The sequence below is a fragment of the Lactobacillus sp. ESL0791 genome, assembly GCF_029433255.1.
In the GTDB taxonomy this organism is placed as follows: domain Bacteria; phylum Bacillota; class Bacilli; order Lactobacillales; family Lactobacillaceae; genus Lactobacillus.
Genome location: NZ_JAQTHU010000001.1, coordinates 2,233,677 through 2,252,074, shown reverse-complemented (window position 1 = coordinate 2,252,074; position 18,398 = coordinate 2,233,677). Strand labels below are relative to the sequence as shown.

The 18,398-nt window shown below is 37.0% G+C and carries 17 protein-coding genes; all 17 read left to right on the top strand.

From position 1 onward, the window contains the following. Positions 1 to 492 precede the first annotated feature (492 nt). Positions 493 to 1,629 (top strand): YncE family protein, encoded by a 1,137-nt coding sequence (locus tag PT285_RS10395; RefSeq protein ID WP_277150315.1) that lies wholly within the window; start codon positions 493 to 495, stop codon positions 1,627 to 1,629. Positions 1,630 to 1,640: 11 nt separating this feature from the next. Then, a complete protein-coding gene (locus tag PT285_RS10390) occupies positions 1,641 to 1,943 on the top strand; it encodes a hypothetical protein (protein WP_277150313.1) in 303 nt (100 codons plus the stop codon). A gap of 117 nt (positions 1,944 to 2,060) precedes the next feature. After that, the gene (locus tag PT285_RS10385) at positions 2,061 to 2,213 is read left to right on the top strand and encodes a teichoic acid D-Ala incorporation-associated protein DltX (protein ID WP_277150312.1); all 153 of its coding nucleotides are present in this window, start codon (positions 2,061 to 2,063) and stop codon (positions 2,211 to 2,213) included. A gap of 18 nt (positions 2,214 to 2,231) precedes the next feature. Then, positions 2,232 to 3,743, top strand: coding sequence for a D-alanine--poly(phosphoribitol) ligase subunit DltA (dltA, locus tag PT285_RS10380; protein ID WP_277150310.1), 1,512 nt, complete (start codon positions 2,232 to 2,234; stop codon positions 3,741 to 3,743). Continuing rightward, complete coding sequence (gene dltB / locus PT285_RS10375) at positions 3,743 to 4,981, top strand: D-alanyl-lipoteichoic acid biosynthesis protein DltB (RefSeq protein WP_277150308.1); 1,239 nt, start codon at positions 3,743 to 3,745, stop codon at positions 4,979 to 4,981. The genes dltA and dltB overlap by 1 nt, the downstream gene beginning before the upstream one ends. A 37-nt stretch (positions 4,982 to 5,018) precedes the next feature. Then, on the top strand, positions 5,019 to 5,258 hold the full coding sequence (gene dltC / locus PT285_RS10370) for a D-alanine--poly(phosphoribitol) ligase subunit DltC (RefSeq protein ID WP_277150306.1): 240 nt from the start codon (positions 5,019 to 5,021) through the stop codon (positions 5,256 to 5,258). Further along, positions 5,251 to 6,561, top strand: a complete 1,311-nt coding sequence (dltD, locus tag PT285_RS10365; RefSeq protein WP_277150304.1) for a D-alanyl-lipoteichoic acid biosynthesis protein DltD — start codon at positions 5,251 to 5,253, stop codon at positions 6,559 to 6,561. Before dltC ends, dltD begins: the two co-directional genes overlap by 8 nt. Continuing rightward, positions 6,561 to 7,508, top strand: coding sequence for a serine hydrolase domain-containing protein (locus tag PT285_RS10360; RefSeq protein ID WP_277150302.1), 948 nt, complete (start codon positions 6,561 to 6,563; stop codon positions 7,506 to 7,508). Before dltD ends, PT285_RS10360 begins: the two co-directional genes overlap by 1 nt. A 517-nt stretch (positions 7,509 to 8,025) precedes the next feature. Then, positions 8,026 to 10,524: a sigma 54-interacting transcriptional regulator gene (locus PT285_RS10355; protein WP_277150300.1), complete on the top strand. Its 2,499-nt coding sequence runs from the start codon at positions 8,026 to 8,028 to the stop codon at positions 10,522 to 10,524. 207 nt (positions 10,525 to 10,731) lie between these two features. Then, entirely contained in the window at positions 10,732 to 11,118 is a 387-nt protein-coding gene (locus PT285_RS10350) for a PTS sugar transporter subunit IIA (protein ID WP_277150298.1), read from the top strand. Positions 11,119 to 11,137: 19 nt separating this feature from the next. After that, the gene (locus PT285_RS10345) at positions 11,138 to 11,593 is read left to right on the top strand and encodes a PTS sugar transporter subunit IIB (protein WP_277150296.1); all 456 of its coding nucleotides are present in this window, start codon (positions 11,138 to 11,140) and stop codon (positions 11,591 to 11,593) included. Between the two features lie 33 nt (positions 11,594 to 11,626). Beyond that, positions 11,627 to 12,040 carry a hypothetical protein gene (locus PT285_RS10340; protein WP_277150294.1) on the top strand — a complete coding sequence of 138 codons (414 nt, stop codon included), beginning with the start codon at positions 11,627 to 11,629 and terminating at the stop codon, positions 12,038 to 12,040. 1 nt (position 12,041) lies between these two features. Beyond that, positions 12,042 to 12,533 (top strand): PTS sugar transporter subunit IIB, encoded by a 492-nt coding sequence (locus PT285_RS10335; protein ID WP_277150292.1) that lies wholly within the window; start codon positions 12,042 to 12,044, stop codon positions 12,531 to 12,533. Between the two features lie 18 nt (positions 12,534 to 12,551). Continuing rightward, entirely contained in the window at positions 12,552 to 13,313 is a 762-nt protein-coding gene (locus tag PT285_RS10330; RefSeq protein WP_277150291.1) for a PTS sugar transporter subunit IIC, read from the top strand. Positions 13,314 to 13,315: 2 nt separating this feature from the next. Continuing rightward, the gene (locus PT285_RS10325) at positions 13,316 to 14,149 is read left to right on the top strand and encodes a PTS system mannose/fructose/sorbose family transporter subunit IID (protein ID WP_277150290.1); all 834 of its coding nucleotides are present in this window, start codon (positions 13,316 to 13,318) and stop codon (positions 14,147 to 14,149) included. 105 nt (positions 14,150 to 14,254) lie between these two features. Beyond that, positions 14,255 to 15,379 carry a glycoside hydrolase family 172 protein gene (locus PT285_RS10320; RefSeq protein WP_277150289.1) on the top strand — a complete coding sequence of 375 codons (1,125 nt, stop codon included), beginning with the start codon at positions 14,255 to 14,257 and terminating at the stop codon, positions 15,377 to 15,379. A gap of 30 nt (positions 15,380 to 15,409) precedes the next feature. Continuing rightward, positions 15,410 to 18,280: a hypothetical protein gene (locus PT285_RS10315; RefSeq protein ID WP_277150288.1), complete on the top strand. Its 2,871-nt coding sequence runs from the start codon at positions 15,410 to 15,412 to the stop codon at positions 18,278 to 18,280. Positions 18,281 to 18,398: the final 118 nt, after the last annotated feature.

Below are 18,398 nucleotides of genomic sequence, written 5' to 3'. Positions count from 1 at the left end.
TAGGATAACGGATAATTTCTTTTTAAAAAGGGAAAAGGCCCGCAAACTTTGCGAGCCTCATTTTCATCTACTTTAGAAGGAGTAAGAATGAATGAAATAAAAAGTGGGAGTATGTAACAAGTTGCTTTTATAACTTGCTACAGTTTATATAATATCGGGTAAATGTGAATTAAGAGTGGCGAATTTCTTATAAAAAGGTAAAGAAAGCTTTTAGAACTGTTAAAGAAAAGAAAACTCACGTAACCTACGTGAGTTGAAAGGGATAGATATGAAATTGACTTTTTCAAGTCCGAGTTTTTAATTTTCATCATTACTTGGAGGAGTATCAATGAAAAACAAAAAAGTTGAGTATAATAAACTAGATAAATTGACTAATTCATTATAAGGATAGTATAACTGCTAATTGTGAAAAAAGTATGAAGAATTTTAGGATTACATTGCTTTTTTTGAAAAATTACGGCATAAAGCGTTGAGGAAGGAGCATAATTTAAGTTGAAGAAAATCGGCAAATTTCTTTACCACTTAATCATTTTCTTTCTGGTTGCGGCCGGAATCGGGGCAGCGGCGTATTACGGCTACCGTTATTGGCAAAGGCAAGAACTGGAAAAGGCACGGCCGCGGCTCGTCAAAGCTAAAGACGGCACCAATATTAATGCCAGCTGGCATAGTTATCCGGCTTATCAAAAAGACCTGAAAAAGAATTTCTCGTTTATTGCACAGAATTCCCGCTATGTGCCGCCGCGTACCTGGGTGGGCAAAGACGTGATTGTTCCAGGTTTGCAAAGCACCAAAAGCTATGATTTTAAAAATAAGAAATTTGATACCGCCGACAGTATGACGCCGCAGGGAATTGCTGTTGCTGGCAAATACCTTCTGCTGACTGCGTATGACGGCCAGCGTGAACATGCCTCGGTAATTTATGTTTTGGACAGTAAGACGGGTAAATATCTAAAGACGGTGCAGATTCAGGGCCGGCCGCATTTAGGCGGAATTGCTTACGATGAAGTTGCTCAAAATATTTGGCTTACCGGTTCCAAGAATGGCAATTCAGCATTGATGTGCTTTTCCCTGCAGACCTTGAAAAATTACAATGCCAAACACCATGTGCCGATTGAGTATAAGTACCAAATTGAAATTCCGACGGTTGAGCGGGCTTCAACCGTCACTTATTTTGACAACCAATTGTTTGTCGGTTTTTTCAATATGTACGGCCGGGGCAAAGTTGCCAGTTATGCGATCAAGCGCGGCGGTAAAAACAGCGGTTCAATCACCAACAATGAAATCAAGGCAGTTACCGGGACTGTTTCCTGGTCCGATCCAAGCGGTGAAACTTCGATGGACAAGCAGATTCAGGGGATCGCCTTTTATCAAAACCGGATTTTCCTGAGCCAGTCTTATGGTAGCGGCCCGTCTAAGCTGTATGTTTTTCCAACTACCGCCTTGTCGGCTTTGAATGAGCAAAATGCCGAGTTAGTAATAGATTTGCCGCCCTATTTGGAGCAGATTGCGGCTTACAAGGGGCAGCTTCTGTGCATTTTCGAATCAGGGTCAAAATTGTATGCGCGGCCGCAACTTGTTATAATGGATCGAATTTTATCATTAAATATTAATGCCTTGTTTGACCGCTAGAGGAGGATGGCATGAAGCAACAAAATTATCGTAAAAAAATTATTTTTTGGCTGCGGTTTACCGGCTGGTTTTGTTTATTTCCGGCATCGATTTACTTGTATGTTTATCAATTAATGAGATCAGCTATGCTCTTAGTTGTATTGGGAATCATCGTTCTCTTCGCTGTTTACTTGCTGACAACCGCAACCAGTGAGCGATGGACGGATCCCAGCAGCATTGTAGGACTGATGATTTTCACCATCTTTTTTGCGCCATTAATCCTGCTTGTCCCATTGTATTTTGCATACCGCAACGCGCACAAACTGAAGGAATAGAACTGGCTTGCAGTAAAATGTTTAAATTTGTTAAAATCTAATGGTGTCTTCTTCCAGTGCTTATTATTTGTAGTACCATTAATGCCAAGTGAAATATATTATTACTGAGGGAAAAAGATGGAGAAAAAACAAAAAGTTGATACTAAAGGCAGGCAGATAGGCATGTTTGTTTTGAAAACATTGATTTATTTTGCAATTTTAATGGCTTTAGTCTATCTATATGAATATAGCGGCCTAACTTCAGTTCACTTTATTTATAACGAATTTTAAAGTAGGCAGGGATTAATTATGATCAAAGATATAATTAAAAAAATTGATAAGATTGCCGCAGAGGATCCCGCAAGGGTAGCCTATGACTATCTCGGTAAAACCAATACTTACGGCGAGCTGAAGGAACGTTCAGATGAATGGGCCGATAAGCTTGCCAGCTTAAAAATTCCTGAGCATGGTCCAGTCATGATTTGGGGCGGGCAAACTTTTGATATGATTGCCAGTTTTCTAGGCTGTGTTAAAGCAGGGCACGCCTATATCCCGATTGCCAGTTATTCTAATGCAGAACGGCTGACGACAATTCAGGAAGTCTCAGAAGCGCAGGTTGTGCTGGCGATTGATCCGCTGCCGGATGTTGACTTATCCCAGCTGCAAGTTGTGCAGCCTGAAGATGTTGGCAGCAGTCCGGTTCACGCCGTGCAGCATTTCGTCGAAGGTGATGATAATTTTTATATTATTTTCACCTCGGGAACTAGCGGTAAGCCGAAGGGTGTGCAGATCAGCCATAATAATCTGCTTAGTTTCATTAACTGGGAACTGGAGGATTTCGGTTTGCCCGAGCAGCCGAGTTTTTTGGCTCAGGCACCGTATTCGTTTGATTTATCGGTAATGAGTCTGTATCCAGCGTTAGTTGCTGGTGGCAAGCTGGTTGTTCTGCCGCATGATGTTACCCAAAACTTTGCACAGTTATTTGCGGTTCTGCCCAAACTGCAGTTTAACGTTTGGGTGTCGACACCGTCATTTGCCCAGATGTGTTTTTTGGACAAAACCTTTGATGAAAAGCACCATCCGGATTTGACACACATTTTGTTCTGCGGTGAAGAATTACCGCATAATGAAGTTGTCATGCTCAAGAAACGGTTTCCTGACGTACGGATTTTTAATACCTATGGTCCAACTGAAACAACGGTTGCCGTTACGCAGGTGGAAATTACAGATGACATTCTGCAAAAATATGACCGGCTGCCGATCGGTCTAGTTAAAGAAGACACTCGGATCACGATTGATGAATCTAAGAGTGACAAGGAAGGTCAAGGAGAAATCGTCATTGAAGGGCCGAGCGTTTCCAAGGGTTACATGAATAATCCTGAGAAGACGGAGAAGGCATTCTTTAAACAAGCCGGGGATAAATACATGAGCCACCGGTCTGGTGACGAAGGTTTCTTTGACGGCAAGATGCTTTTTTACCGCGGCCGGATTGACTTTCAGATTAAATTTAACGGCTACCGGATTGAGATTGAGGAAATCAACCATTATTTGGGACAGAATAAACTGGTCCGTTACGGGGTTGCAGCACCTAAATACGGCAAAGATCATACGGTTAAGCAGATTGTTGCCGAGATTGAGCTTGAAGACGGTGTCCAGCGCAAATATTCTGAGGGTGAACTGACCAAGCTCATCCGTGAAGATTTAGCCAAAAATGTGATGCCGTACATGATTCCCCAGCGCTTTGTTTATCGTAACGAACTGCCGATTTCTCAGAACGGGAAGGTGGATATCAAAGCGGTAATTAAGGAGGTTAATAAGTAGTGAATTTAGATTTCATTAACTTACAGCCTTATGCCAACCCGCAGTATTTCATCTACCTGATGATTGCCCTGATCCCGATGATTATTGGGCTGTACTATGGGCACCGCTTTAAAGTTTATGAAGCGGTTTTCTCGCTTGTTTTCCTCTTCCTGATTTTCGACGGGATTAAGTGGCGCGAGGGGATGAACCTGATCATTTATCTGGTTATTCAGTTTGTCCTTACCTTTGCTTACCTGCATTACCGAAAAGTTGGAAAAAATAAAACTTGGGTCTTCTGCCTAGCGGTTATTTTGGCAATCGCCCCGCTGGCACTGGTCAAGGTGCAGACAGCGATGCCGCAAAAGCAGATTCCGGGCGTGCTGGGCTTTTTGGGTATTTCTTATATCACCTTTAAGACCGTGCAGGTCATCATGGAAATTCGCGATGGTGCAATTAAAAAGGTCAATCCCATAACCTACCTGCGCTTTCTGCTGTTTTTCCCAACAATTTCTTCGGGACCGATTGACCGTTATCGGCGGTTTGCCAAGGAGTGCGACGTTGCCCCAGCGCGTGACCAGTACGTCAGTGACTTAGGCTACGCCGTGCGTTACCTGTTCCAAGGCTTTCTTTATAAGTTTGTCTTGGGCTGGTTCTTCGGCACTTACTGGCTACCACGGATCAGCAGGTCGGCACTGATTGTCGGCAACATGAACGGCGGCCTCAAGCTTTCATGGTGGCTGGTTGCCTACATGTATTGCTACAGCATGTATTTATTCTTTGACTTTGCGGGCTATTCGCTGTTTGCGGTGGCAATTTCCTATTTCATGGGAATTCACACGCCAATGAACTTTAACAAGCCCTTTATGTCCAAGAATATCAAAGAATTCTGGAACCGTTGGCACATGACCTTGTCCTTTTGGTTCCGGGATTATATCTACATGCGGTTCACCTTTTTCGCAATGAAGAAAAAATTAATCAAAAACCGCATCCGCCTGTCGCAAGTTTCCTACCTGCTGCTATTCGGCATCATGGGCTTCTGGCATGGCTTAACCTGGTATTACATTGTTTATGGCATTTTCCACGCGCTGGCGATTATTATCAATGATTCCTGGCTGCGTTTTAAGAAAAAACACAAGGGTAAGTTGCCTTCGAATAGGTTTACAAAATATTTCGCAATTTTTGTAACGTTTAACGTCGTATGTTTTAGCTTTTTAATTTTCTCAGGCTTTCTCAGTCAGCTTTGGTTTGGCTGGAAGTAGGGAAAAAGAGTAAAAAATTTATTAAAGGAGTAAAAAAATGGATACTAAAAAAGAAGTTTTGGCAATTTTGGAAGATTTAACCGGTGAGGACTTGTCAGACCGGATGGACGAAAATATTTTTGCTAATGGTCTGATGGATTCGATGGCAAGCGTGCAGATGCTCCTCAATTTACAAGAAAAATTTGGCATCGATGTTCCGGTTTCTGAATTTAACCGTGAAGAATGGGATACCCCTGCTAAGATTGTGACAAAGGTGGAAAACTTAGAAAATGAATAACAAACGCCGACTGTGGCAGATTTTTGGCCCAGTTCTTTGCGCTTTTATTTTGTTATTAGTTGTCTTTTTGCTGCCGTGGGAGCGAACCTTCTCCAAAGATTCAGTCTACCAGGCAGCTAATTCCCAAACCACGACAATTTTCAAGGGCTCGCGGATGAAGCAGAATGCCTATCAGGATGGTTATGTGCCTTTCTACGGCTCAAGTGAGCTGTCTCGGATGGATCCGCTGCACCCCAGCGTGTTGGCGGAAAAGTACCACCGGTCATACCGGCCGTTCTTACTGGGCGGTCCGGGCAGCCAATCGTTAGCGCAATTCTTGGGGATGCAGGGTACAGCTGAACAACTTAAAAATAAAAAGGCTGTGGTAATTGTTTCGCCGCAATGGTTTACCAAAAGAGGCCAAGATCCCAATGCTTTTAGCCTATACTACTCACCGCTGCAGGCATGTAATTTTATTCTGCAAGCAAGAAATACGCGCACAGACCGTTACGCAGCGAAACGCTTTCTCAAAATGCCGGAGGTTAAGGGCATAATTAAGTCGGGCATGAAGACAGTTGCACGCGGCGGCAAGCTTTCAACCATTCAGCGCCTTGCTCTTGATGGCCGGCGCCGGATGCTGAACAATGAGGACAAGTTCTTCAGTACATTCCAGTTGCGTGACCGTATTCAGAAGATTCGTGCACAGGGTAAGCTGCTGCCTGATAAGTATTCGATTGCGGGCTTGGACAGAGTGGCTGATGAACAAGCCGAAAAGCACACCAATTCGAACGATTTCGGGATTAATAATGTTTTTTACAAAAAGCGGCTTAATAAACGGACACTGGATAGACTAAAGGGCAGTCAGCGTGATTTTGACTATACCAAATCAGCTGAATATGGCGACTTTGAATTAATGCTTGACCAGTTTGCTAAGCAGCATACCAATGTTCTGTTTATTATTCCACCGGTTAATGCCAAGTGGTCTGAGTACACCGGTTTATCGCAGAAGATGTACCAAAAAGCTGTCTCAAAGATTAAGTACCAGTTGCGCAGCCAAGGCTTTGATAATATCAAGGATTTATCAAAACGCGGCGCTCAGCAGCACTTTATGGAGGACACGATTCATTTGGGCTGGCGCGGCTGGGTCGCCGTTGACCAAGCCGTTAGGCCATTTATGAAGAAGGCTAATCTACCTTATAACTATAATATCCATAATTACTTTTATTCAAAGAAGTGGCAACGCAAACCTTATGCTGCTCTGGTCAATATTACAGATAAAAACACTTTGAAAGTTGATCAAAAAGATAATTTAAAAGGAAATTAGTGCGCCAGGAAATTAATGCTCTGGGCATCAAGGGATCAGTATTAGTCATCAAAAATGGCAAAATTCTGCTCAACTATGCTACAGATAATACAACTGACACTAGTTATCTGATAAATTCCGTGCAAAAGTCAATGACAGCCGCAATGGTTATGCGGGAAATTCAAAATGGCAAACTAAGCATGAATGATCGCTTGGCTAAATTTTATCCAAGCGTGCCGGGTGCAGACAAGGTCAAGATTAAAAATCTGCTGAGTATGACATCCGGTCTTGATATCATGCCGGGTGAAGAGCTTGGCAGCGAGCATTTCTTGTCTGATGAAGATAATATTAATCAGGACATTCAGAAAACCGTTTTTTCAAAAGATTTATTGAACCAATGGTATTATAGTTCGCTCAATTATGTTTATCTTTGTGGCATTATTTCGCAGATTGAGCATAAGTCGTATGAGGAGCTTTTCCGTCAGACCTTCATTAGGCCGCTGAAATTGCGGCAGGCCGAGTTCTTATGGTCTGAGCCGGAAGACATAGTTGCTAGTGGATTGGTTCCCGGATTTATTTACCGCAATGGCCGCTATGATGTTGTCAAACACAAAACGGCTGTGCTTGATGCGCACAATGAGCTGGGTGCAGGATCGATTGTGATGTCTAACTATGATTTGGCGAAGATTTTACGCTATATTTTGACCGGTAAGCTTTTAACCAAGAGTAGTCGCGAGGAACTTTATCAAACACGTTCGCCTTTATCGAATTATGGCGGCGGTTTGTACAATTATCAGGGTTACAAAACTGCCAATGGTGCCGGTGAGGGTTATTATACCTTTCTGCGTACGAGTGATGATGCCAAGGACATGATTATTATTCAGAGCAACCGGACGAAGGATGGTGAGTTTACTTACCTTAGAGCGCAGGTTGACCGGATTATGGCACAGCTTTTAAAAATGAATTAATATTAAAAGATGATTAGCGAGGGGATTCCCCCGCTTTTTGCGTTGTGGCTAAAACTGAGGGGTCTTGCGTTTTTGGTGATTGAATGCTAAAATTTTCCTGAACCGTTGCTCAGAGGATAACTATTTTCTCCGGTAGCGAAAATAGCTATCTTCTATATGTGGTCAGAAGTGACGGTTAACACTGTGTGAGCCTAGTTCCGATGTTGGTGGAATTAGGCTTTTTTTTGATGTGAGGAATCTACTATTTCAACAATGCTTTTTAGGTCATATGCAAAAGCACTATGACGGTATATAACTAGCTTGGTTATGCTTAGTTGAAGAAAAGGTGTACACTGAATATGATTTGAAAATATCTTTTGCTTGTTTGATCTTTATTTTAAAATTTGCATACTTATGAGCAATAACAGTGGTAAGCTTTTATTTTTTTGTGTGCGGAGATTAAAAAGATTGTTGAATTTAAACATAATCAAGTTCAATAATAAATAGGTAAAATAGTACAAATAAAGAGAGAATTAATATGAAAAAGTTTAGAAAAGAAAAAGTTTTTTTAAGCGTTAAAGATGACACCACTTCTCAACTAATTTTGCACAATACGATATTGAGAGGAGCAACAGCTAAAGATATTAGCGAAAAATTACAGTTGGATCGTAGTAATGTAAGCAGGGAACTGAATGAATTAACAAGAGAGAATCTATTAATAAAAATAAAGGGAAAGCCCACCCAATATATATGTAAAAAAGTAATAGAAGATTTCTCGGGGAATATACTACCCAATACTACGGATTATAGTAGTTTATCGTCCTTTCTTGGGCAAAAGCCGGAAAACTCAAAAAGCAATAATGATTTTAATGAATTGATTGGTTATGATGGTTCATTGAAAGATGCTATAAAAAAAGCAAAGTCTGCTATTTTATATCCGCCTAATGGATTAACAACTTTAATTACAGGAGAAACTGGCGTTGGCAAATCTTTATTTGCAGAAAAAATGTACCAATATGGCATAAATAAAAAAATTTTGAGTAAGGATGCGCCTTTCATCAATTTTAATTGTGCCGATTATGCAGATAACCAAGAATTATTATTATCTCAACTTTTTGGACATCTCAAGGGATCCTATACAGGAGCTACTGATGATAAAGAAGGAATTGTCGGTGAAGCTGATGGCGGTATTTTATTTCTTGATGAAGTCCATCGATTAAGTGAAAAGGGTCAAGAGATGCTTTTTTCTCTGATGGACAGGGGACAATATCATAAATTAGGACAAGTAAAAAATTCTTCTTCTAAATGTCGAATTATCGCTGCAACAACTGAAAAGCCTTCTGAAACGATGTTAAGCACTTTTTTAAGAAGAATTCCTATTCATATTCATTTGGAATCTCTAGCTAAAAAATCAATAAAAGAAAAGTTTGAATTAATTTGTTATTTTTTCAAGCAAGAATCTCAAAATACTCAACAAAATATATATGTATCTAGAGATATTTTGCTGCTGTTTTTATTCGGCAATTTTACTGGAAATATTGGTCATCTGAAAAGTAGCATTCAATATGCTTGTGCGAGTGCATTTTTGAGATATGTTTCAGAAGATAATTTTTCAAGGTTAGAGTTGGTCCTGTCTGATATTCCCAAATTTTTGTTGGAGCAAGTAAAGACGCCAAATAACGCTGACAAAAATTTTGTTTACTCATTACCTAATACGTTAATTTTTAATTATAAAGAGAAAGGCGGCTCACAAAATTCAGTTGATGCCTTAAATTATTATAATGTTTCGGAGATAAAAACAACAAAGTATTTAGAAGCAGCAAATACAGATACTAAAGCTAAATCTGAATTAAAGAGTGAAATCGTTAAATACATGAATTGTTTGATTGCGGATTATTCTAAGCTTGCAAATGATCAATATGGTATTAACAATAAAACAATATTGGAAACTTTTATTAATAAGGATGTAAAAGAAATCATTTTTAATGCAATAAGACCATATGCTACAAGTCTTAAAAGCTGTGAATACTGTTCTCAATTATTAACTTACCATATTAGTAAATTGGTTTCAGTCTCCCATAAAGTTGATTCTAATTCGTTGACTGATGGTTTTATTGAGCAATTGACGGACAAAATTTTTACTGAAATTGAAGTGAAAACAAAAAAGTATTATACCAACAACGATCAACTTTTTTTCGCAGAAATTTTAAATCACCTTTTGTTTGAAGCAGAAGAAGGTAAAATAGGTATTATTATCATTATGCATGGTAACTCGACTGCTTCTAGCATGGCGGAAGTTGTTAATCAGCTCCTAAAAACTAAGCATGTTCATGCAATTAATATGCACTTATCGGACGATTTAAATAAAATTTACAATCAAGCAAAGGATTTGGTTAGGAAAGTCAACGAAGGACAGGGAATTTTAATATTGGCAGACATGGGTTCCATCGTTACATTTGAGGATAGATTGCAACATGAAACTCAGCTTCCAATTAAAGTACTGAGCAATGTAAGTACACCGATTGCGATTGAAGCAACGAATTATATCCTAAGTAGTAAAGACACACTTGAAAGTATTTATTCAAAATTAGTCAAGAAAAATAATAGTTTTGGAAGTTTGGTTAATAAAGATGACAGCTATCGATATTTTGATCAAATCATAATTCATAATCTTAAAAAGATCTTGACCTTCTTAGATGCAGAAAAGGTGTTTTATATTACTAAACAAGCTTTGAAAGTAATAATAGAAAATAGTAAGTTGGTTCTAAATAATGAATTCTTAGTTAAATTCATTATTCATTGTTCGTGCATGGTTGAGCGCTCATTTACAGGAGAAGTATTGCATTACAAAAACCCATGTGAATTATTTAATACTTATCCGAAACTATATCAAACCGTTATAAAGTCCTTTGCGATTATTGAGCAATATTTTGGAATAAAAATAAAATCAGAAGAAGTTGCTAATTTGATGGACATGATAATATTTGAATATCCAGATAACTTTTTGACACACATTAAGCAAAATGCAAAATTTTGAGGGAAAATAACACAATTATCAACACGCTTTATAAAGAGTTGTTGGTATTTATTTTTGTAAAATTAAAATAAAAAAATCAAAGTTGAACGAAGTCTTAAAATTCAAGTGCTAAGGAACAATAAAATTCCTTGGCATTTGGATTTTTTGTTTTAACACAAAGTCTTGGCATACTTATTGCTAATAACAAAGTGGAAAGTGGGTGATAAGATGACAGAAATTTTAATTATTACACATGGAAATTTTGGAAAATCGTTGTTAGAAAGCTGCAAATTAATAACTGGTGATCTGAAAAACTGCTGCGCTTTGGGATTACAAAAAGATGAATCTGTTGATGATCTAAAAGATAAAGCTCAAGAAAAGATCCAGGAATTAAAATCTAAAGGAGACGTAATTGTACTGGTGGATATATTAGGAGGCTCACCTAGCAATGTTGCCAACATACTTTTGAAAAAAATTGGTGGTTTTAAAATTATTGTTGGTGTTAACCTTCCCTTGTTAATTAGTCTAGCTTTGTCTAAAAATGATGTTTCAGATAAAAAATTTATGCAACAACTTATTAACACTACAAAAGATTCAATTCGCTTGATTGAATAGGTGAAGAAGGTGAGGAATTTTGAATATTTTTCGTTGTGATGATCGCTTAATTCACGGACAAGTAATTTACCGTTGGCTACGAGATAAAGGACTTTCTTCCATAATAATCATCGATAATGAAGCTGCAAACGACTTGCAGGAAAAAAGTATTATCCAAATGTCTGTTAATAAAAGATATGCATTAAAATTTATGGAAGTTCAAGAACTAAAAAATTTTTCCTCTCAAAATGACGATAACCTCTTTGTATTTAGCCAATTGCCAATAGCTGTTATTTTATACAATAAAGGTATTTTAACAGATGAATTAGTTATTGGCAGATTGTCTACAGGAATTGGGAAAAGAAAGCTGATAGAAGGAGTATATATCAACAAGGACGATGAAGCTGCCTTGAGATACTTGGCTTCGCATAAAATTAAAATTGTTCACAAAATGCTGCCGAGTGATGAGGCTGTGAATATTAATGATTTTTTATAATACATTTATTTCTATTATGAAGAAGGAACTTATATGAATGTAACCATTGTTATACTTTGCCACGGAACTTGGGGCAAATCATTAGTTAGAGATTATCAAACTTACTTTGGTTCGTCTTGTCAATTTAAAGTTTTTCCTCTTGAGGCAGAAACTGAAAAGAAAATGTATAAAGATAAAGTTGATAACTATATAAAAAACAATCCTAATTCAATTTTAATATGTGATTTATTCGGCAGTACTACTTTTCAAACAGCCTTAAAAATAGCTTTAAACAAAAAATTGCCAGCATACTCTAATTTATCATTGGAATTATTGATATCATTAACCAACATTATCAGCGATAATACTGAATTCTCCGAAATTAAAAGATTGCTGAGGACAGATAAGGAAATAAAAAATAAGGATTTAGTTACATTGTACAAAAAATATATGAACGGAGATAGTTAAAATGGCAAATATTACATTAACACGAGTTGATAATCGACTTATGCATGGTCAAGTAATCGTAAAGTGGACGCGTGTTGCTGACTGCAATCGAATTTTGATCGTAGATGACGCATTAAAAAATGATTCTTTTATGGTGGATATTTATAAAATGGCGGCTCCATCAGGAATCAATGTTGAACTAATGTCTACTCAAGAAGCGGGGAATGAATACCAAAAAAATCAATTAGGTGATGGAAAAATTCTGCTTTTATTTAAAACAATCGCTTCTGCAAGCTCAGCATATAAAAAAGGATTGCTCTTTCCATCATTGCAGTTAGGTGGAATTCCTAATGAGCCTGGAAAGATCAAGATTGTAACTGCGGTGTCAACTAGTCCCGATGAAATAAATAAAATAAAAGAATTGCATGAAAATGGTGTGGACATTACTGCACAAGTAATTCCCGAAGAATCTAAGCTTAATTACGACGAGATTATAAATCGTGCGGGTATTTAAAGAAAGGAAAAAAGAGAAATGTCTAAATTATTGTTAGCATTAATAACGGCCACATGGTACTGGATTGGAGGCAGTTTTATTGGATACACAATTTATCCAATTGTTATTTCTCCCTCTGTTATAGGACTGGTTTTTGGACTTTTATACGGCAATGTAACAACTGGACTTATTGCAGGAGCAAGTCTAGAAGTTATTTATATAGGGATGGTCAATGCGGGCGGTAATCTTCCGGCTGATCGTATGCTAGCAGCTTTAATAGCAATACCTGTTGTTTTGGAGACAGGTATGAAGCCGGCAGTTGCAGTAAGTATTGCTATTCCAATCGGAATTATTGGCGTGTTTATCAATAATATTCGTAGAACTGGTAATTCATTTTTAATTCAGTGGGCAGATAAATATGCTGAAGAAGAAAACATTAAAGGTATCTCAAGATGTGCAACTTTGTACTCGTTAATCTTTGGCTTTTTCTTGAGATTTCCAATTGTGTTTGTTGCTAATTACTTTGGTGCAGGATTAATTAAAATGATTCTAGGTGTTATTCCTGCTTGGCTAATGAACGGTTTAACAGCAATGGGAGGAGTTTTGCCTGCATTAGGTTTTGCAATGACGATCTTTGTGATAGGGAAAAACAATCTTATCCCGTTATTCTTAATAGGATACTTTATGGTAGCATATTTCAAATTACCAATTATGGGTGCAGCTATATTCTCAATTTGTTTAGCCGTGTTAATAATGTTTTGGCCAAAAAGTAAGGACAATAGTGATAAGGAGGCTTCTTAAAAATGGCAGAAGATGTAGAGCAAGTTGCGGGAAAGAAAATTTTAACAAAAAAAGACATCCATCGAGTTTATCTTCGCTGGTGGATGGGTTGTGAGTTAAGCTTAAACTTTGAACGTTATCAAGGATTAGGGTTTTGTAATGCTTTTGCACCATGCTTAAAGAAACTTTACGGGCATGGAGAGAAATTAAAACAAGCATTAAAACGACATTTACAATTTTTTAATACTCAAGCGATTTGGGGTGCTTTAATTCCAGGGGCAGTTTTGGCTATGGAAGAAGCTAAAGCATCTGGAGAAGATATTCCTGAAGAAACCATAACAAGTTTTAAAACTGGACTTATGGGGCCGATGGCTGGAATCGGGGATGCCCTTGAAGGCGGAACCTTTATGGCTATAATAAATTCTTTAGGAGCATCGTTTGCCATTAAAGGAAATATCTTAGGGCCTTTGTTGATCATTGCATATAATATTTTTGATGGATTTGTTGGCAACTTCTTGTTTAACATGGGTTATAAGATGGGCAAGCAATCTGTATCAAAAGTTTTACAAAGTGGCATGATTAATAAATTAATTCAAGGTGGAGCAATCGTTGGTATGTTTATGATGGGCGCTCTCTCCTCTTCATTTGTAAAATTAACTACTAAATTAAGCTTTAATGTTAATGGTCAAAAAGTTGCTATTCAAAGTACTTTAGATCAAATTGCGCCAGGCTTGCTTTCATTAGCATTAGTCTTCTTGATTTTTTGGGCTATGAAATATAAGAAGATGTCAGTAACAAAAATCTTGTTAATTTTGATTGTATTTTGCCTTGTGGGCGCATTTATTGGATTGTTTTAATCTTTAAATATATTTTTATGTTGTTAAATTGAAAACCTGATATGTAAGATTAGGTTTTCTTTTTTACATAAAGCAATTACTTAAAATTAATAAGGAGATAATTAAATGAGTATCTTAAAAAGTGTTTGGAATTATCAAGGAGAAGAGAGTAGAAGCATTTCTCCAGAAAATCCAATTGGAGAAAAGGGAAAAGCTGCAATGACAGCAAGTAATCTTGGTCCCAGTCGCAAAGGATCTTCTTCAGTACCTATAAATCCCAAAGAAACGATCACTTTGGCAGAAATTAATGGTCCCGGAATTATTAAGCATTTTTGGATGACAACACCAGAAAAAACTACGGCTGGAAGTTTTATTTTACGTGATTTAATTCTCAGAATTTATTGGGATGATGAACAAAATCCTTCAGTGGAATGTCCCTTGGGCGACTTTTTCTGTAATGGGTTCGGTACAAGATGTTTAGTTAATTCATTACCAATTGTGGTTAATCCAACTTCTGGAATGAATTGCTATTTTCAAATGCCCTTTAAAAAGAAGGCAAAAATAACCTTAACAAGTGAACATCCTAAACCGATTAATCATGTATTTTATACGTTTGATTATGCACTAGTGAATAATCTCCCAGAAAATACAATCTATTTCCATGCCAAGTGGAATCGGGAAAAAATTGTAAAAAAAGGAATTGATTACACTTTAATCGATAATATTAAAGGGCAAGGCTATTATGTCGGTACTTATCTCGCACTTTGTGCATTGGAAAGATATTGGTGGGGAGAAGGAGAATTTAAGTTTTATATAGATAATGATGATAAATTTCCAACAATTTCTTCAACAGGTACTGAAGATTATTTTGGTGGTGCTTGGGCATTTCATCAGCAAAAATATGGAAAGTTACCAGAAGCCCAGACTTTCAACACCTTGTTTACAGGATATCCGTTCTATTCTACCCAAAATCATACTCGTGAATTCTTTAATACTGGGAAACCCAACCCTAATCCTGAACATGCTTTTGGTGATGATGCACTTCCTATGCATGGACTTTACCGCTGGCACTTGCTGGATCCAATATCGTTTCATAAAAATTTAAAAGTGACCTTGCAAAATATCGGCAATGACGATATCAGCTTGTATGAACGACAAGATGATATTTCATCAGTAGCTTATTGGTACCAAACAGAACCACATAATAACTTTTCCGATATTCTTTCAAGAAACGATCGTCTTCCACGATAAAAACAAAGTAAAAGGAGAGCATTAATTAATATGTATTTACGTGAACAACCATTATATAAAAATTGGGAACAGTTATGGAAAGACAGTTATTGTTCAGATTTTTTTCAATCTACATACGATAAAGAAAGCGCAAGTGTTGATCTATCACTTAGCGAAAGACAGCTATTCACTCAATCGAATGGAAGAACACTTATTGGTCAGGATACCAAGGGACGCTTACATTTTATTAGTACACCGCATGAAAGTATTTATGCTATCCCTTCCGGTGGCACTGATTTAGGTGGACAGTTCAAAGGCAATATAGGACAGTATTATCAAAATGATGTTGCTTTATTTTTGGGTAAAATGCGTTATGAAATAAATCTAAATAGTGGGATAACTTATTCGGTTTATAATAAAAACTCAAGAACTAAATACCTTGATTCCTACTTACCCTTGACCGAAACTATTCGTCCTGAATTTGAAACAAGGGTTTTTTCCTTGGCACCTATTCTGGAAAAAGAAGCAGTGAATTCGTCTTCGCTTCCACAATTGCCTGGTCCAGCAGCAGTTTTTTACTGTATGGAAATTAAAAATACATCTGGTGCAAAATTATCCGGAAATATCAGATTATCCTTTGACCAAAAATTTGTTAACCAATTTGAAAAATATGGAGATAAGTTTGAAGATTACGCAAACTTACCATATAAATCTTCTTTTGAGCAAAAACTTTTAATGCTTTGGCATCCAGAAGCTTGTGCAGCTATTCAAATGTTAAACAGTACTTTGAAAGGAGCTCCTCGTTGTCCGATAATTTCATCCACTTTGAACTTAAATCCGGGAGAAAGTCAGCTGTTTACAACTATTATTGCTGTTGCACCTGAGCAAAAAGATATAAATAAATCATTAGGAATAATATATCAGCATACGCCCTTAGAATGGATTAATGTTGCTTCCCAATTTTGGAATGAACGTTTAGGAAAAATGAGCTTAGATATCCGGGAAAAATCCCCAAGCTCTCAAAAGTATTGGGATATGCACCTTCGTTTTTTCTTGGATAATTTTAACTGCCTTTCGTTTGATCATAACGGTAATTTATTGACTAATAGCCAAGGAGCCCCTTCACACGGACTTTCGCGTCTTTGGGGAATAGATATTGTTCCAAGTGTTATAAGTGTAATGTATGCAATACCAGAAATTGGTCCTAAAGCCATCGAATACTTGATAAGAAGAAATACTCCCCGTTACAGTATTTATGATGATCACAGTATTTTCTTCTATGCAGCTCCATTAATCTTGACACAAAAATATCTTGAATTAACTGGCGATGAAAAATATTTTCAAAACAATAAAAAGGTATTGAGTAAATTAAAAACTATCGGGGATAATTTGCTGAAATTTAAAAATAGCAAGAAAGCACTTTTTTCTAGTCACTATGCAAGTGATTTAATGGTTTTTAGGAAATATGATTATGGAGCAAACGTCCAATGCTACTACGCATTAAAGGGCTATCACAGCATTTTAAAAATTCTTTCGCAGAATACTTGTCAGGTGGATAAAATCTTGCACGCCATGCCTAAAGATATGGCAGAAAATATTGAAAATGAAGGTCCATTTGGTAGGCAAATAACGGGTGGAACAAATTTAGATGAAAAAGATAGGGATAAATTTTATATTTCAGATAAAACATATTATTATGCTGGAGAAGATACAGCCACTGTCTTAGCCCCATTGTATGGCCTGTATAATTTTAACTATAAGCCGTATGTTAACTTGCATCGTTATGCCCGCTCTATGTTTATTGCCTGCTATGATCCTGAGTTTCAAACTATGCGAGAACTTCCTTTTGGAATGCATCCGTCAGCTACAGGACTGACACTGCGCTTAGGTGGAAGCTATACTAGAAAAGAAATGTATGATAATTTACAGTTGTTATATAGTCGACTAGATGAAAGTGGATCACTTTTTTGGTGGCCTAGAGGTTTTAATAAGAAGCGCTGCTTAACCAGATGCAGCCAAGGACAAGGTCAGTGGGTCCAACAAAGTATGGAACAATGGCTCGGTCTTCGAATGGATGCCGTTCACCATACGTTAACTATTAAGCCACAAGGATTAATTAATGCTTACAATTGGAAAAATGGGAAAATAGGTAATTTTTATTTTGATATATCATTTGAAGAAAAATTGGGAAAGACCAATTTTAAAATAAAAAACAAAAACAAGGAGCCGTTTAAGATTATTATTGGGGCAAGATCATATGGCGTTGGAACAGAAATAAACCCTAAAGCAAAAGAGACTATTCTTTCTCCTGATGAATCATTAGATGAAGCTATTGCTACCGATCAATTTACCCCGCATGAAATAAATATTGCTAAACAAGAATGCTTGCAGCAAAAAGAGCATCTTGAATTTGGCCCATATGGAATAGTTATGCCTAAATTGTATAGCCATAATTGCAGTACTTTTATATTACGTTGCGTAATTGCCCATGATACCGAAACAGATTGGAAAGATCTGGATGTTGAAATTAAAGCCGATAAACGTTGGAAAATAGCTCCTAAAAAGTTTTATATATGGGATTATCAACCAATTTATTCTGGAAGTAATGCAGTGATTCATATTAAATTATTACCGCCACTTAAGCATACTGTTGCTGGTTTTTATATTAATTTACCCGAAAAATATAGTGGTAACTCAAAAAGTGTGATGCTTAGTGCTCATCCTTTTCAAGAGCCATTTTCGCAATCTGAAAGGGAGTTGAAACTTTATATTAAAGGAAATTCACAAGAAAATTTTTCACCAATAACGATTACTTTGAAGAAAAGCGGCAAAATTGTCAAATCTATTAAAATTCCGGTAATTATTTTGGGTGAAGAGCAGTATACTGAAAAATTTAATTTGATGGTTCATGGGGAAAAATAAATATCACAGGTCAAACTATGCATGCCCCGTGCTAGTAATAGAAGCTGAGAAAAGACTCAGTTTCTATTTTTTGTTTATATATTGAGCTTATTAATTATAATATCTCAAAAAATTTCAT

Bases quoted from the DNA above. Each gene is read 5' to 3' on its own strand.
- PT285_RS10330 (WP_277150291.1), top strand. From the start codon at position 12,552: ATGTCTAAATTATTGTTAGCATTAATAACGGCCACATGGTACTGGATT.
- PT285_RS10315 (WP_277150288.1), top strand. From the start codon at position 15,410: ATGTATTTACGTGAACAACCATTATATAAAAATTGGGAACAGTTATGG.
- dltA (WP_277150310.1), top strand. From the start codon at position 2,232: ATGATCAAAGATATAATTAAAAAAATTGATAAGATTGCCGCAGAGGAT.
- PT285_RS10385 (WP_277150312.1), top strand. From the start codon at position 2,061: ATGGAGAAAAAACAAAAAGTTGATACTAAAGGCAGGCAGATAGGCATG.
- dltC (WP_277150306.1), top strand. From the start codon at position 5,019: ATGGATACTAAAAAAGAAGTTTTGGCAATTTTGGAAGATTTAACCGGT.
- PT285_RS10335 (WP_277150292.1), top strand. From the start codon at position 12,042: ATGGCAAATATTACATTAACACGAGTTGATAATCGACTTATGCATGGT.
- PT285_RS10340 (WP_277150294.1), top strand. From the start codon at position 11,627: ATGAATGTAACCATTGTTATACTTTGCCACGGAACTTGGGGCAAATCA.
- PT285_RS10325 (WP_277150290.1), top strand. From the start codon at position 13,316: ATGGCAGAAGATGTAGAGCAAGTTGCGGGAAAGAAAATTTTAACAAAA.
- PT285_RS10355 (WP_277150300.1), top strand. From the start codon at position 8,026: ATGAAAAAGTTTAGAAAAGAAAAAGTTTTTTTAAGCGTTAAAGATGAC.
- PT285_RS10320 (WP_277150289.1), top strand. From the start codon at position 14,255: ATGAGTATCTTAAAAAGTGTTTGGAATTATCAAGGAGAAGAGAGTAGA.
- dltD (WP_277150304.1), top strand. From the start codon at position 5,251: ATGAATAACAAACGCCGACTGTGGCAGATTTTTGGCCCAGTTCTTTGC.
- PT285_RS10350 (WP_277150298.1), top strand. From the start codon at position 10,732: ATGACAGAAATTTTAATTATTACACATGGAAATTTTGGAAAATCGTTG.
- PT285_RS10390 (WP_277150313.1), top strand. From the start codon at position 1,641: ATGAAGCAACAAAATTATCGTAAAAAAATTATTTTTTGGCTGCGGTTT.